This window comes from Mesorhizobium sp. M1322 (assembly GCF_040318085.1).
Lineage (GTDB): Bacteria > Pseudomonadota > Alphaproteobacteria > Rhizobiales > Rhizobiaceae > Mesorhizobium.
Map to the genome: position 1 here is coordinate 37,980 of NZ_JAMYLP010000015.1, position 13,899 is coordinate 51,878.

13 protein-coding genes and 1 pseudogene are annotated in these 13,899 nt (G+C 62.3%); 7 read left to right on the top strand and 7 right to left on the bottom strand.

Annotated elements, in window-relative coordinates; all coding sequences use genetic code 11:
* Positions 1–167 precede the first annotated feature (167 nt).
* From NKH12_RS08510 to NKH12_RS08520, 3 genes and pseudogenes are all read right to left on the bottom strand, one after another.
* Positions 168–1,454, bottom strand: a complete 1,287-nt coding sequence (locus NKH12_RS08510; RefSeq protein ID WP_352952693.1) for an NAD(P)/FAD-dependent oxidoreductase — start codon at positions 1,452–1,454, stop codon at positions 168–170.
* Positions 1,455–1,490: 36 nt separating this feature from the next.
* Positions 1,491–1,697 (bottom strand): annotated as a pseudogene (locus NKH12_RS08515) (four helix bundle protein); the annotation flags it as partial.
* A 43-nt stretch (positions 1,698–1,740) separates the two neighbouring features.
* Positions 1,741–3,177 carry a glutamine synthetase family protein gene (locus NKH12_RS08520; RefSeq protein ID WP_352952694.1) on the bottom strand — a complete coding sequence of 479 codons (1,437 nt, stop codon included), beginning with the start codon at positions 3,175–3,177 and terminating at the stop codon, positions 1,741–1,743.
* Positions 3,178–3,324: 147 nt separating this feature from the next.
* Between NKH12_RS08520 and NKH12_RS08525 the strand changes: the two genes are divergently transcribed.
* The 5 genes from NKH12_RS08525 to NKH12_RS08545 all read left to right on the top strand — a co-directional run bounded on the left by NKH12_RS08525 (position 3,325) and on the right by NKH12_RS08545 (position 7,815).
* Complete coding sequence (locus NKH12_RS08525) at positions 3,325–4,041, top strand: HAD family hydrolase (RefSeq protein WP_352952695.1); 717 nt, start codon at positions 3,325–3,327, stop codon at positions 4,039–4,041.
* Positions 4,042–4,335: 294 nt separating this feature from the next.
* Complete coding sequence (locus tag NKH12_RS08530; protein ID WP_502910766.1) at positions 4,336–5,217, top strand: metal ABC transporter substrate-binding protein; 882 nt, start codon at positions 4,336–4,338, stop codon at positions 5,215–5,217.
* Positions 5,214–6,119, top strand: coding sequence for a manganese/iron ABC transporter ATP-binding protein (locus NKH12_RS08535; RefSeq protein ID WP_352952697.1), 906 nt, complete (start codon positions 5,214–5,216; stop codon positions 6,117–6,119). The genes NKH12_RS08530 and NKH12_RS08535 overlap by 4 nt, the downstream gene beginning before the upstream one ends.
* Positions 6,116–6,973, top strand: a complete 858-nt coding sequence (gene sitC / locus NKH12_RS08540; RefSeq protein ID WP_352952698.1) for an iron/manganese ABC transporter permease subunit SitC — start codon at positions 6,116–6,118, stop codon at positions 6,971–6,973. Before NKH12_RS08535 ends, sitC begins: the two co-directional genes overlap by 4 nt.
* Positions 6,970–7,815 (top strand): metal ABC transporter permease, encoded by an 846-nt coding sequence (locus NKH12_RS08545; protein ID WP_352952699.1) that lies wholly within the window; start codon positions 6,970–6,972, stop codon positions 7,813–7,815. Before sitC ends, NKH12_RS08545 begins: the two co-directional genes overlap by 4 nt.
* A 10-nt stretch (positions 7,816–7,825) precedes the next feature.
* Here the strand turns inward: NKH12_RS08545 and NKH12_RS08550 are convergent, their stop codons facing one another.
* The 4 genes from NKH12_RS08550 to aceA all read right to left on the bottom strand — a co-directional run bounded on the left by NKH12_RS08550 (position 7,826) and on the right by aceA (position 10,769).
* Positions 7,826–8,269, bottom strand: a complete 444-nt coding sequence (locus tag NKH12_RS08550; RefSeq protein WP_029348428.1) for a Fur family transcriptional regulator — start codon at positions 8,267–8,269, stop codon at positions 7,826–7,828.
* 211 nt (positions 8,270–8,480) lie between these two features.
* Entirely contained in the window at positions 8,481–8,870 is a 390-nt protein-coding gene (locus NKH12_RS08555) for a response regulator (RefSeq protein ID WP_502910767.1), read from the bottom strand.
* A 311-nt stretch (positions 8,871–9,181) separates the two neighbouring features.
* Positions 9,182–9,424 carry an SMc00767 family acetate metabolism repressor gene (locus tag NKH12_RS08560; protein WP_077379645.1) on the bottom strand — a complete coding sequence of 81 codons (243 nt, stop codon included), beginning with the start codon at positions 9,422–9,424 and terminating at the stop codon, positions 9,182–9,184.
* A 55-nt stretch (positions 9,425–9,479) separates the two neighbouring features.
* Positions 9,480–10,769, bottom strand: coding sequence for an isocitrate lyase (gene aceA / locus NKH12_RS08565; RefSeq protein ID WP_352952701.1), 1,290 nt, complete (start codon positions 10,767–10,769; stop codon positions 9,480–9,482).
* 248 nt (positions 10,770–11,017) lie between these two features.
* On the opposite strand from aceA, the gene NKH12_RS08570 reads away from it, so the two are divergent.
* Positions 11,018–12,472 (top strand): helix-turn-helix domain-containing protein, encoded by a 1,455-nt coding sequence (locus tag NKH12_RS08570; protein WP_352952702.1) that lies wholly within the window; start codon positions 11,018–11,020, stop codon positions 12,470–12,472.
* Positions 12,473–12,620: 148 nt separating this feature from the next.
* Positions 12,621–13,571 (top strand): DMT family transporter, encoded by a 951-nt coding sequence (locus tag NKH12_RS08575; RefSeq protein WP_352952703.1) that lies wholly within the window; start codon positions 12,621–12,623, stop codon positions 13,569–13,571.
* Positions 13,572–13,899 lie beyond the last annotated feature (328 nt).

Below are 13,899 nucleotides of genomic sequence, written 5' to 3' on the forward strand. Positions count from 1 at the left end.
GTCGGCATCGGTCCCAAACCAACGCGGGCAGGCCCGCAAACTCCCCATTTAACTGCCCTGAGCCCGCATCCTTTGCCGGCGATTGTGGCATCACTGCGCCCTTGCCGGGCGGATTCTGCACCTTTGCGAAAGATTCTGCAACTTGCAAGGGGTTTTGCAACCTATGGTTAGATACGGTCTCTTAAGGCATACCAGTTGAGCGCAAGAAACAGCAGAGGCGCGCGGAAGCGTCGGCCACCGGGAAAGGCCGGGATTTTCAGGTCCTCGATCAGCCTCAGCCGGTCGCGGTTGCCGGCAACGGTTTCGGCATAGAGCTTGCCGAAAAAGTTCGACAGCATGACGCCGTGGCCGGAATAGCCGCCGATCGAGATCACATTGCGCATTACCTCGCGCACGAAGGGTTTTCTCGGCATCGTGATGCCGACATAGCCGCCCCAGCCGTGGGTGATCTCGATGTCCTTCAGGTCAGGGTAAAGCTCGGCGATCTGCCGGCGGATGTGGACATGGATGTCTTTCGGATCGTTGACGGCATAGATCTCGCGCCCGCCGAACAGCAGCCGCCCACCCGTCGATTTGCGGAAGTAGCGCACGACGAAGCGGGAATCATCGACCGCCTCACCGCCCGGCAGCACGGTTGTGTCCGCCCCCAGCGGCACCGTCGCGCCGATGAAGGAGCCGATCGGCATGATATGCGCGGCACTGATCGGCTCAAGCGCGCCGCCATGAGCGTTGACGCCGATCAGACATTTCTCGGCTGATATCGTGCCCTTCGGCGTCGTAACTCTGACCTTGCCGCCAACGGACGCGATGGCGGTCGCCGGCGTCTGCTCGAACAGCTGCGCGCCCGCCTGCGCCGCCACCTTTGCCGTGCCGATCACCAGCTTCAGCGGATGGATGTGCCCGGTGCCGGTGTCGCGGGTGCCGCCGAAGTAGCGCGTCGAGCCCAACCGCTCAGCCGTCTCCTTGGCTTCCATGAAGGTGATATGCGGATAGCCGAAACGATTCGCTATGACCTCGGCATGCGCCTTGTAATCGTCGACATAGCGCTGCTTGTGCGCCACCGACATCTGGCCGGGCATATAGTCGATCTCGATCTTGTTGACGGCGGCGAATTCGAGGAGATGCGCCTTGGCCTCTTCGGCGAGGTCGAACAGTGCCTTGGCACGGGAAAAGCCGTATTCCGCTTCCAGTTCCTCGGCCCAGGCGCGCTGGCCGGTGCCGAGCTGGCCGCCATTGCGGCCCGATGCGCCGTCGCCGAAACGATGCGCTTCGATCAGCACGACATTGCTGCCGGCCTTGGCAAGGTGCGCCGCCGCCGACAGGCCGGTAAAGCCGCCGCCGACGATGACGACGTCGCATGTCCGGTCGCCGTCGAGCGCCGGATATTCGGGCCGTGGGCCGGCCGTGTCCTCATACCAGGAGCGGCCGGGGGAGATTGGGGATTGGTAGGGCATGATGACCGGGGCAGTAGGGCAGTAGGGCAGTAGGAGCTATTCAGGTGACAATTTGCGGATCAGAAGCCGTAATAGCGTCCCTACGCTCTCGCTGCGGTTCATCAAAGGTTCGACCGCCTCGTGCGAGGCGATTCCGACACGGTGCGCAATCACAAGATGCGTCTCCAGTTCCTTGAGTGATCCTTGGGCGATCCTGAGAAATTGCTGATAGGAAGCTCGGCTCTCTCGACCGTAACCCCTACTCCCCTACTCCCCTACTCCCCTACTCCCCTACTGCCCTACTCCCCTACACATTCAACAACAGATACTCCCGCTCCCACGGGCTGATCACTTCCATAAAGGTCTCGAATTCCGCCCGCTTGATCGCCGCATAAGTCGCGGCAAACGACTTGCCGAGCAGCGCGCAGAGTTCCTCGTCGGCTTCGAACAGGTCGACGGCTTCGAGCAGGCTCCGCGGCAGGTCGATCTCTGCCTCGTTGGCGGTGGTGAGAACCGGTGGTTCGGCCTTGATCTTGTTGGTCATGCCAATCAGCCCGCAGGCGAGCGATGCGGCCATCGCCAGATAGGGATTGGCGTCGGAGGAAGGAATGCGGTTCTCGACGCGCCTGGCTGCCGGGTCGGAACGCGGGACGCGGAAGGCGGTAGTGCGGTTGTCGTAGCCCCATTTGTTGTTGACCGGCGCCGAGGCCGACTGCGTCAGCCGGCGATAGGAATTGACGTAAGGCGCGAACATCACCAGCGCGTTCGGCACATGTTTCTGCATGCCGCCGAGGAAGTGGAAGAACGCTTCGGTTTCCGAGCCGTCCTCGGCCGAAAAGACGTTCTTGCCGGTTTTCTTGTCGATGATCGACTGGTGGATATGCATGGCCGAGCCGGGCTGCCCCTGGATCGGCTTGGCCATGAAGGTGGCATAGATCTCATGCTTCAGCGCCGCCTCGCGGATGGTGCGCTTGAACATGAACACCTGGTCGGCGAGTTCGATGGGGTCGCCGTGGCGCAGATTGATCTCGAGTTGGCCGGCGCCTTCTTCGTGGATCAGCGTATCGATCTCCAGCCCCTGGCTTTCGGAGAAATGGTAGATGTCGTCGATCAGTTCATCGAACTCGTTGACGCCGGCGATCGAATAGCCGGCGCCACCGCCGATCGCCCTTCCCGAACGCCCGACCGGCGGCGTCAGCGGGTAGTCCGGATCGGGATTCTTGCGCACGAGGTAGAACTCGATCTCGGGTGCTACCACCGGTTTCAATCCGCGCTTGTCGTAAGCGGCAAGCACACGCTTCAGCACGTTGCGCGGCGTGAACTCGACCGAGCGGCCGTCCTGGTGGACGAGATCGCAGATGACCGCCGCCGTCGGGTCCTCTTCCCACGGCACGACGGTCAGTGTCGACAGGTCCGGCATCAGCTTGAGGTCGCCGTCGTCCTCCGGATAGTGGAAGCCGTTGCCGTCCTCCGGATAGCCGCCGGAGATCGTCGTCATGAACACCGCCGAAGGCAGCGCCAGCGAGGTGTTGGAGGTGAATTTCTTCGACGGCATCATTTTGCCACGCGCAACACCCGCCTGGTCGGGCGTGATGCATTCGATATCCTCGATGCCGCGCCACGCCAGCCATGCGCCGACTTCCTTCCAGTTTTTCACACCACGTTGATTTTTGACGAAGGCAGGCGTGCGGATACGTCCTCCGCGGGTCGACGGACGGACTTCCTTTTTTGCAGGCGGCATCATTCACCAGATTGGGTTGCGGATTTGGGAGTATAGCCGGGGCCGGCGATGGAAGGGAAGGGGAGGCGGCCCTGCGTTCGCCTACCCAGTTGAAAACCGCCCCAAGCAGCTTAGGTTCGACCAAGTTCAAACCGCGGTTGAAGAGCTCGAATGCAGCACAATCATGAATTGACCACGATCGGCTTCGATGCCGACGACACGCTCTGGCAGAACGAGCAGTTCTTCCGCATTACCGAAAAGCGCTTTGCCGCGCTGCTCGCCGATCATGCGGAGGAGGAGCACATCTCGGCAAGATTGCTGGAGGCGGAAAAGCGCAACCTCGCCGTCTACGGCTTCGGCATCAAGGGATTTACCCTATCGATGATCGAAACGGCGATTGAGATTACCGAGGGCCGCGCACCCGCCTCGGTCATCGCCGAAATTCTTGCCGCGGGCCGCGAGATGCTTAGCCATCCGATCGAGGCGCTGCCCCATGCGCGCGAAACCGTTGAAAAGCTGGCGGATGCGTATCGCCTGGTGCTGATCACCAAGGGCGACCTCTTCGATCAGGAACGCAAGCTGGCGCAATCGGGCCTCGGCGACCTGTTCGATGCGGTCGAGATCGTCAGCGACAAGAGCCCCGCCACTTATGTCAGGGTCTTCAGCCGCCACGGTGATGGCGCCGAAAAAAGCATGATGGTCGGCAATTCGCTCAAGTCGGACGTGGTGCCGGCCATCGAGGCCGGCAGTTGGGGTATCCACGTGCCGCATGAGCTGACCTGGGTGCTGGAACATGTCGAGCCGCCGGTCACCGCGCCTCGCTTCCGCCAGATAGCCGATCTCTCGGGACTGCCCCGGCTGGTCGAAAGCATCGGGAAAGCCGGCTGATCGCGGGTCTCGGCGTCGAACCGGACGTACGCCGCAGCGCATCGATGCCGGACATTGCGCATCGCAATCCTTTCTGTCCGCTTCGCCAGAGCCGCGCTCTCGCTGACCTCCATCGCGCGGCCGTATACAATCCACGATGCAAAACCGTTTTCTACTTGCAAATCAGTCGCAATTGCAGAATATGCGAAAAGCGCGCGTCGCTGTCGCACAATGGCGGCCATCGGCGAGACATAAGAATCGCGACAGGAGAAATTGATGATCGAGAGATACGGACGACGGGTTGTCGTCGGGTTGATGGCTGCGGTTTTCGCTGCGGCAGTGGCTTCAAGCCCAGCGAAAGCGCAGGAAAAATTCAAGGCCGTGACGACCTTCACCGTCATCGCCGACATGGCGAAGAACGTGGCGGGCGACGCAGCAATCGTGGAATCGATCACCAAGCCGGGAGCGGAGATCCACAATTACGCGCCGACGCCGGGCGACATTCAGCGGGCGCAGGGCGCAAAGCTCATTCTGTGGAACGGGCTCAACCTCGAGCTCTGGTTCGAAAAATTCTTCCAGAACCTTAGCGACGTGCCCGGCGCTATCGTCTCCGAGGGCGTCCAGCCGATGAGCATCGCCGAGGGACCCTATACGGGCAAACCGAACCCGCATGCCTGGATGTCCCCGACCAACGCGCTGATCTACGTCGACAACATCCGCGACGCCTTCGTCGAGCACGATCCGGCACATGCCGAGACCTACAAGGCCAATGCAGAAGCCTACAAGGCAAAGATAGAGGCGGCCGTCGCGCCGATCCGCGATAAGCTCGCCTCGATCCCTCAGGACAGGCGTTGGCTGGTGTCGAGCGAAGGCGCTTTCTCCTACCTCGCACGCGATTTCGAGCTGAAGGAGCTTTATTTGTGGCCGATCAACGCTGACCAGCAGGGCACCCCGCAGCAGGTTCGCAAGGTGATCGACGCCGTCAGGGAAAACAAGATCGTCGCCGTCTTCAGCGAAAGCACCGTGTCGGACAAGCCGGCCCGGCAGGTCGCGCGCGAGACAGGGGTGCATTACGGCGGCGTGCTCTACGTCGATTCTCTTAGCGAGGCGGACGGCCCGGTGCCGACCTATATCGACCTGCTGCGGGTGACATCGGATACGGTTCAAAAAGGCCTCGCCGCAGGGCTGTCGCAATGAACGAAGCCGTTCCGCCTCTTGCCCTAGCGTCCGAGGATGCGGGAGGCGGTCTCGCCGTCCGCGGCGCTACCGTCACCTACCGCAACGGCCACACGGCGCTGCGGGATGCGAGTTTTGAAATTCCGATAGGCACGATCACGGCACTTGTCGGTGTCAACGGCTCGGGCAAGTCGACGCTGTTCAAAGCCATCATGGGCTTCGTGCGGCTGGCAAAGGGAGAGATTTTTGTTCTCGGACAGCCGGCCGCGGCCGCGCTGAGGAAGAACGTCATCGCCTATGTGCCGCAGGCCGAGGAGGTCGACTGGAACTTTCCAGTACTGGTCGAGGACGTCGTCATGATGGGTCGCTACGGCCATATGGGTATGATGCGCCTTCCGAAGGCGGCTGATCGCGAGGCGGTTACATCAGCGCTTGCGCGTGTCGGCATGGGCGATTTCCGCAAGCGCCAGATCGGCGAGCTTTCGGGCGGGCAGAAGAAGCGCGTCTTTCTCGCGCGGGCGCTGGCGCAGGACGGGCGCGTCATCCTGCTCGACGAGCCCTTCACCGGCGTCGACGTCAGGACCGAGGACGCCATCGTCGAACTGCTGCGCGCGCTCCGGCGCGAAGGCCGGGTGATGCTGGTCTCGACGCATAATCTGGGTAGCGTGCCGGAGTTCTGCGACCGTGCCGTGCTGCTCCGGAACACGGTCCTTGCCTACGGGCCGACACGCCAGACCTTCACGCAGGCGAACCTGGAAAAGGCTTTCGGCGGCGTCTTGCGTCATTTCGTGCTGGGCGGCGCCGGTCTGCACGAGGACGACGACAAGCGCCGCCTTGCCGTCATTACCGACGACGAACGGCCACTGGTCTTCTACGGAGAGAACGGAGCCATGCAGCAGAAGATGCGGGAACCGGACGAATGAGTGTCCTGCTCGAGCCGTTCGGCTACGAATATATGCTCAATGCCATGTGGGTGTCCGCCTTGGTCGGCGGTGTCTGCGCCTTCCTGTCCTGCTATCTGATGCTGAAAGGCTGGTCGCTGATCGGTGACGCGCTCTCGCATTCGATCGTGCCGGGCGTCGCCGGCGCCTATATGCTGGGCCTTCCCTTCTCGATCGGGGCCTTCTTCTCCGGCGGGCTAGCCGCTGCGGCGATGCTCTTCCTCAACCAGCGCACCAAGCTGAAGGAAGACGCCATCATCGGCCTGATCTTCTCCTCATTCTTCGGCCTCGGCTTGTTCATGGTGTCGCTGTCGCCGACCTCCGTGAATATTCAAACGATCGTGCTCGGCAACATCTTGGCGATCACCCCGGAAGATACGCTTCAGCTCGCCATCATAGGCTTTGTCTCGCTCGCCATCCTGCTGGTGAAATGGAAGGATCTGATGGTGGTTTTCTTCGACGAGAGCCATGCCCGCTCGATCGGCCTCAACCCGACCGCGCTCAAGATCATGTTCTTCATGCTGCTATCGGCCTCCACGGTCGCCGCGCTTCAGACCGTCGGCGCCTTCCTCGTCATCTGCATGGTGGTGACTCCCGGCGCGACCGCCTATCTTCTGACGGACCGCTTTCCGCGCCTGCTCGTCATCGCGGTTGTCATCGGCGCGACCACGAGTTTCAGCGGCGCCTATGCCAGCTATTTCCTCGACGGCGCCACCGGCGGCATCATCGTCGTCCTGCAGACGCTGATCTTTCTCGCCGCCTTCTTCTTCGCTCCCAAGCATGGAATGCTGGCAGCCCGCCGCCGCGCGGCGCGGGTCTTGGAGGCCAGCCCATGAGCGTCCTCGATACGCTGCTTGCCCCCTTCCAGTTCGGCTTCATGGTCAATGCCCTGATTGTTTCGGTTCTGGTCGCTGTGCCGACGGCGCTGCTCTCCTGCTTCCTCGTTCTCAAGGGCTGGTCGCTGATGGGCGACGCCATCAGCCACGCCGTCTTTCCCGGGGTGGTCATTGCCTACATCGTTGGATTTCCTTATTCGGTCGGTGCCTTCGCCGCCGGGATGGTCTGCGCTCTCGCCACCGGCTTCCTCAAGGATAACAGCCGCATTATGCAGGACACGATAATGGGCATCGTCTTCTCCGGCATGTTCGGTCTCGGCCTAGTGCTCTATGTAAAGATCCAGTCCGACGTGCATCTCGACCACATATTGTTCGGCGACGTGCTGGGCATCGGCTTGCGCGACATCGTCGAAACGGGGCTCATTGCTGCGATCACGGCCGGCATCATCGGGATCAAATGGCGCGACTTCCTGCTGCACGCCTTCGACCCGGCTCAGGCTCGCGCGGTTGGTCTTCGGGTCAACGTGCTCCACTACGGTCTGCTTTGCCTGATCTCGCTCACCATCGTCGGCGCGCTGAAGGCGGTCGGCATCATCATGGCCATCGCCATGCTGATCGCGCCTGGCGCCATCGCCTTCCTGCTGACGAGGAGGTTCAGCGCCATGGTGATCCTGTCGGTGGCGATCGCGGTCGCCGCGTCGTTTCTCGGCGTCTATCTGTCCTTCTTCATCGACAGCGCACCGGCGCCGACCATCGTTCTCATGCTGTCCGCCGCCTTCATCATGGCCTTCGCCGTTACCACACTCAAAGCGAGCCGAATGGAGATTGGCGAGGAACGCTAGAAATGGGCGGTCATTCTCCGGATTGACGAGAGCGTCGCGTTTTCTGGATCGGCTTCACGTAGATCTCCAGTCTGTGGCTGATGATCGTGAATCCGTGCTGTCGAGCGATTTCCTCTTGGAGCCGCTCGATCTCCGACGACTGGAATTCGACGACGTCTCCCGTCTCGATATTGATGAGATGATCGTGATGCTCACGGGGGACGGTTTCGTATCTGGCGCGCCGATCGCCAAAGGTGTGCCGCTCCAGAATGCCCTTTTCGCGCAGAAGGCTGACGGTGCGATAGACAGTGGCGAGCGCGATCGTCGGCTCGATGGCGACAACACGGCGATGGAGTTCCACCACATCCGGATGGTCGCTGGATTCGGATAGAACGCGCATGATGACGCGGCGCGGACCGGTGATGCGCAGTCCGAGTTTCCTGCAAAGCGCGGCGATGGTCTGTTCTGAGGACATGTCATGATCCGCCGATATCGACAGCCATGTCGCGAAGTCGGAACATGCCTGCGGATTTGTTCGAAGGTGCTATCCCAGATGCGTCGCAATTGCAAAAGGAGACGTAGCGGGGCTCATTGTCAGGCGGCACCGAGCGGTCGCGTACTGACATAAATATTCAGATTCGATCGCAAGAAGCGAGGAAAGGCGTGTAAGCCGGATCGGACGCCGGCTAGCTGCGTGCGAGCCCGATCAAATGGTCGATCACTGGCTGCAGCCGTTCGGTCGTGATCGGTTTGACGACAACCGCATCGACAACGCTCGACAGGCCGAGGCTCTCCGGTGTGCCGTTCTTGGTCGAAAGCAGGATCACGGAGGGAAGCGACCTGCCCGAGGTGCGTCGCAGCGCGTCGATACCGGACATCAGCGCGTCGCAGTCCTTGTTGTCCGCTCCGCCATCGAGGACGACAGCTCCGGGAATGAGCGATCGCAACGTCGTTGCTGCCGTCTCGGGCGATTCCGAAATCGGTTTGAGCCCGGATCGTTCGACGATTTTCGAAACCACCACCCTGTTGACCGGCGACCTCCCGACGACGAGCACGCGGATGAACTCCGTGAGCATCTCGGGGTCCACATTCCGGCTCCCCAAAGTCAGGTGGCTTACGGTCCTGGGATCGCGGTTCATGGGGCGCATGAGCGTGGGGGCACTCGTCTGGTTTCAATGCAGGGTTGAAACTTTAGAAACAATTGCGGTGAGGTCCCTGCCTGTGTCAGGCTGAAATGGCGGATAGCCAGAATATCGCAAGAAACGTTAAAATTTAAAGCAAGTTCTGTTCTTGCTCATATGGGAACTGATCGTGCAAACGCAAATCACCTGCGCAGGGACTGCGCAGGTGATGCCGGATCCACCGACAGGCTTTGGCCGGATTTCAGTCAGCCGAGGCTCCGCTGGGTGACGATCACCGGGATCAGCAGGTCGCCCCAGTTGCCGTCGCCGCCATGGTGCCGTGCCGAGCGCACGAGCTCCACCGACACACCGGCCTCGACCGCCTTCATCACCGACTGGTTGAGCCTGTGCAGGTCGTTCGCCAGCATGCGGATAGTCGCTTGCTGGTCGACGGTCATGGTGGTGGCCTGTTCTTCGGCCCGTTCCTTGACGCGGCTTATCGATGCCATTGGTCTTCTCCTTTATACCCCTTTTGGGGCGTTCCTCTATTTTGCTGCGTTGCGGCTATTCCGCCGCCGGTTTGAACTGGGCGTGCTCGGTCGATTCATGCATGGCCGTGGTCGAAGACCGGCCACCGGTGATCGCCATCGACACGGCGTCGAAATAGCCGGTGCCGACTTCGCGCTGGTGCTTGGTCGCGGTGTAGCCGTGGGCTTCCGCCGCGAATTCAGCCTCCTGCAGCTCGGAATAAGCCGCCATCTGCCGCGCCTTGTAGCCGCGGGCGAGTTCGAACATGCCGAAATTGAGCTGGTGGAAACCGGCCAGCGTGATGAACTGGAACTTGTAGCCCATGGCGCCGAGTTCCTTCTGGAACCTGGCGATCGTGGCGTCGTCGAGGTTCTTCTTCCAGTTGAAAGACGGGGAGCAATTATAGGCGAGAAGCTTGCCGGGATGGTGCCTGTGCACGCCCTCGGCGAACTTCTTGGCCTGCGCCAGATCGGGCTTGGAGGTTTCGCACCAGATCAGGTCGGCGTAGGGCGCGTAGGCGACGGCCCGCGCGATGCAAGGCTCGATGCCGTTCCTGACGTGATAGAAGCCCTCCACGGTACGGCCGGCGCCATAGTCGACGAAGGGCTGGTCGCGCTCGTCGATGTCGGAGGTGAGCAGCTTTGCCGCTTCCGCGTCGGTGCGCGCGACGACCAGCGTCGGCGTGCCCATGACGTCGGCGGCAAGTCGCGCGGCGTTGAGGTTGCGGATGTGTGCGGCGGTCGGGATCAGCACCTTGCCGCCGAGATGGCCGCATTTCTTCTCCGACGCCAGCTGGTCCTCGTAGTGGACGCCGGCGGCACCCGCCTCGATGAAGGCCTTCATGATCTCGAAGGCATTGAGCGGTCCGCCGAAGCCGGCTTCCGCATCGGCGACAACAGGCGCGAACCAGGTGTCGACGGAAAGCCCCTTGCCTTCGGAAGTCTCGATCTGGTCGGCGCGCTGCAGGGTGCGGTTGATGCGCTTGACCAGTTCGGGCGCCGCATTGGCAGGATAAAGCGACTGGTCCGGATACATGGCGGATGCGGTGTTGGCATCGGCGGCGACCTGCCATCCAGACAGGTAGATCGCCTTCAGCCCGGCCCGGACCTGCTGCATCGCCTGATTGCCCGACATGGCGCCAAGCGCGTTGACGAAGTCCTCTTCATGGATGAGCTTCCAGAGCCGGTTGGCGCCCATTTCGGCGAGGCTCTGCCGGATCTGGACCGAACCGCGCAGCCGCTTCACGTCGTCCGGAGAATAGGGCCGCTCGATGCCGTCGAAGCGGCCTTCCGGCGCCGAGGGGACGAGGTTGTAAAAATCGGTCATTTGGTCACTCCGGGTAAATCGCTGCTGGATGGAAACGCCGCCTCATGGAGAGTTAGGCGCCGTTTTGGTGTGACAGCATTTACATTTCAGCGCGAAACAGGCGAGGAAAACCAGAAGATTGGCAGGAAAATAAGAGAAAACCTGTGTTGTGTTTGACAGCTAGGCGCTGTAAATTTGTCGTGATTGTAAAACGCCGGCATGGTCATCGCCGTGCAGAAGTCATGTAAATTTCTGTCAAGGACAGTCGAGTGGCCGATCAGAAGATCTTCGCCGGGCCGCGTATCCGCCGCATCCGCAGCGCCAAGGGCCTGACCCAGACGGCGATGGCCGAAGGGCTCGGCATCTCGCCGTCCTACCTCAATCTCATCGAGCGCAACCAGCGGCCGCTGACGGTCCAGCTGATCCTCAAGCTGGCATCCGTCTACAAGGTCGACCCGCATGAATTGCAGGGCGAGGCGAGGGGGTCGGTCGGCGCCTTGAAGGAAGTGTTTTCAGATCCGCTGCTGGTCGGCGAATTGCCTGGTGACCAAGAGCTGATCGAGCTTGCCGAGGCGGCGCCCAACGCTTCCGCCGCGGTGATAAAACTGTTTCGCGCCTATCGCGAGCAGGCCGAGCGCCTTTCCGACCTCAACGAGCTTCTGGCGCGTGAGGGCAAAGCGACAGCACTGTCCAGCGCCCGCTTGCCAATCGACGAGGTGCACGAGATTTTCGAGCGCCGGCCGAACCATTTTGCCGCGCTCGAAGCGGAAGCCGAGGCGTTCACGTCGGTGCTCGATCCCGGCGACGATCTGCTCAATGCGCTGAAGGCCTGGCTGAAGCGCGAATACGGCATGGTCGTCAAGGTGCTGCCGGTCGCCACCATGCCGAACTGGCGCCGCCGCTACGACCGCCACTCGCAACGCCTGTTTCTGTCCGAGCGCCTGTCGCCGTTCGACCAGTTGCGCGAGGTGGCGATGGAGGCCTGCCTGATCCGCATGACGGTCGCGGTGGCAAGCGAGATCGAGGCGCTGAAGCTGAGCACGGATGAGGCCCGCCGGCTCGCCCGCTTCGAGCTTGGCCGCTACGCCGCCCACGCGCTGATGATGCCCTATCAGTCCTTTCACGCAGCCGCGGTACGCGCCCGTTACGACATCGACGTGCTGCGCTCGCGTTTCGGCGTCTCCTTCGAGCAGGCGGCGAACCGCCTGACCATGCTGCAGCGGCCGGGCACGCCGGGCGTGCCGTTCTTCATGCTCGAGGTCGACAATGCCGGCAACCGCTTCCGCAAGGCGGGCAGCCAGGGCTTTCCGCAGAGCCGCTTCGGCGGCGGCTGTCCAAAGCTGCCTGTCCATGCCGCCTTTGCCCAGCCCGGTCAGATCTTCGTCGAGGCGGTGGAAATGCCTGATGGCGCCGAGTTCCTGTGCGTCGCCCGCACGCTCGAAGGGCCGCAGGGCGCGTTTGCGGAACGCCCACGCCGCACAGCACTTCTGCTCGGCTGCGACATCGGCTTTCGTGACGAGATCGTCTATGGCGCGGCACTGCCGGGACCGGCTGCCGCAGCGAGCGGAAAAGCCGGACAGGGCACCAATCCGGCCACGCCGATAGGCCCCGCCTGCCGGCTGTGCGAACGCATCGGCTGCCTGGCCCGCGCCGAGCCGCCGGTGACGCGTCCGCTCGGCCTCGACGAGATGGTGACCGGACTGAGCGCCTTCGATTTTCAGTGACGCCCCGGCAGGCGACCTGCCATCTTTGCCACAACCGTCGCCGTCCGCTGGACCACGCCCGACCTTCGTCTTTGCGTTACGCGATTAACGCACGTTTCTGTCGTCCGCTATGCATCGTGCTGCCCCGAAATCGCCGACAGTTGCAGTCATGATCGATACATCATCACCGACAGCCGTTTCGCCTGCCGTCTCGCCGCGTGAGGAGCGTGTCGGCTTCCTGTTGATATTCCTGTCGGCGCTGATGTGGAGTTTCGGCGGCGCCATCGCCCGCTTCATCGACGCCGCCGACAGCTGGACGGTGGTGTTTTGGCGCTCGGTCTGGGCCGCCGCCTTCCTGATCTGCTTCATGGTCTGGCGCGACGGCTGGCATGGCACGGTGAGGTTGTTCCGCGGCATGGGCCTGCCCGGCCTTGCCGTGGCGTTCTGCTTCGCCACCGCATCGACCTCATTCGTCGTGGCGCTTGCCTACACCACGGTCGCCAATATCCTTTTGATGCAGGCCGGCGTGCCGCTCCTGGCGGCGCTGTTTGCCTGGGCGCTGTTTCGCGAACGGGTGGCCGTGGCGACCTGGGTGGCGATTGCGGCCGTCATTGCCGGCGTTGCCATCATGGTATCGGAATCGCTCGATGGCGCCGTTTCGCCCATCGGCGACGGCTTGGCGCTGCTCATCGCCGTGATGTTTTCGATCGCCACCGTCATCACGCGACGCTTTGCCCATGTGCGCATGACGCCGGCGACCTGCCTCGGCACGATGCTTGCCGCCGCATTCGCGGCGTCCCAGGCATCGCAATTCGACGTTTCCAGCAGCGACATGGGCTTCCTGTTTGCATTCGGCGTGGTCAATCTGGGTCTCGGCCTTGCCTTCTTCGCCACCGGCGCCCGACTTGTTCCGGCGGCGGTCGCAGCACTGCTCGGCACTTTCGAGCCGATCCTCGGCCCGATCTGGGTCTGGCTCATCCATTCCGAGGTGCCGTCGGTTCGCACCATCATTGGCGGCACGGTCGTGGTCACGGCGCTGCTCGTCCATATCGGGCTCGAATTCAAGCGTCAGGCGCGGCCCGTGCGGCCGGGTGTCACCGGCATGCCGTCGCCTAATTGATTCAGCGCACGCGCCAAAGCGAGATGAGCCATTGACAATGGCGCAGCCGCGCGGGCAGGCTGCCAATACGGCAACAACAAGACAGGCTCATCTTGCCAAGTCTCCCCTCCGGCCCGACCGAGACCGGACAACATCGTCGTATCCCTGCCCGCGCCGTGGCGAGAGCCTTTGACGGCGCCGGAATGCCAGCTGGATCACGACATAGGAATGGGGAGCTCGGCCACTGCACATCGAACCACCAAGGTGTCGGCGGTTCGCGCTTGTCGCTTGTCGGAAAGCCCAATAATCTGAAGCAAACGCCCAGCCGCGCAGCCCCGCGACGAGCTGG

Coding starts and splice junctions, on each gene's coding strand:
- NKH12_RS08510 (WP_352952693.1), bottom strand. CDS start 1,454: ATGCCCTACCAATCCCCAATCTCCCCCGGCCGCTCCTGGTATGAGGAC.
- NKH12_RS08520 (WP_352952694.1), bottom strand. CDS start 3,177: ATGATGCCGCCTGCAAAAAAGGAAGTCCGTCCGTCGACCCGCGGAGGA.
- NKH12_RS08525 (WP_352952695.1), top strand. CDS start 3,325: ATGCAGCACAATCATGAATTGACCACGATCGGCTTCGATGCCGACGAC.
- NKH12_RS08530 (WP_502910766.1), top strand. CDS start 4,336: ATGGCTGCGGTTTTCGCTGCGGCAGTGGCTTCAAGCCCAGCGAAAGCG.
- NKH12_RS08535 (WP_352952697.1), top strand. CDS start 5,214: ATGAACGAAGCCGTTCCGCCTCTTGCCCTAGCGTCCGAGGATGCGGGA.
- sitC (WP_352952698.1), top strand. CDS start 6,116: ATGAGTGTCCTGCTCGAGCCGTTCGGCTACGAATATATGCTCAATGCC.
- NKH12_RS08545 (WP_352952699.1), top strand. CDS start 6,970: ATGAGCGTCCTCGATACGCTGCTTGCCCCCTTCCAGTTCGGCTTCATG.
- NKH12_RS08550 (WP_029348428.1), bottom strand. CDS start 8,269: ATGTCCTCAGAACAGACCATCGCCGCGCTTTGCAGGAAACTCGGACTG.
- NKH12_RS08555 (WP_502910767.1), bottom strand. CDS start 8,870: ATGCTCACGGAGTTCATCCGCGTGCTCGTCGTCGGGAGGTCGCCGGTC.
- NKH12_RS08560 (WP_077379645.1), bottom strand. CDS start 9,424: ATGGCATCGATAAGCCGCGTCAAGGAACGGGCCGAAGAACAGGCCACC.
- aceA (WP_352952701.1), bottom strand. CDS start 10,769: ATGACCGATTTTTACAACCTCGTCCCCTCGGCGCCGGAAGGCCGCTTC.
- NKH12_RS08575 (WP_352952703.1), top strand. CDS start 12,621: ATGATCGATACATCATCACCGACAGCCGTTTCGCCTGCCGTCTCGCCG.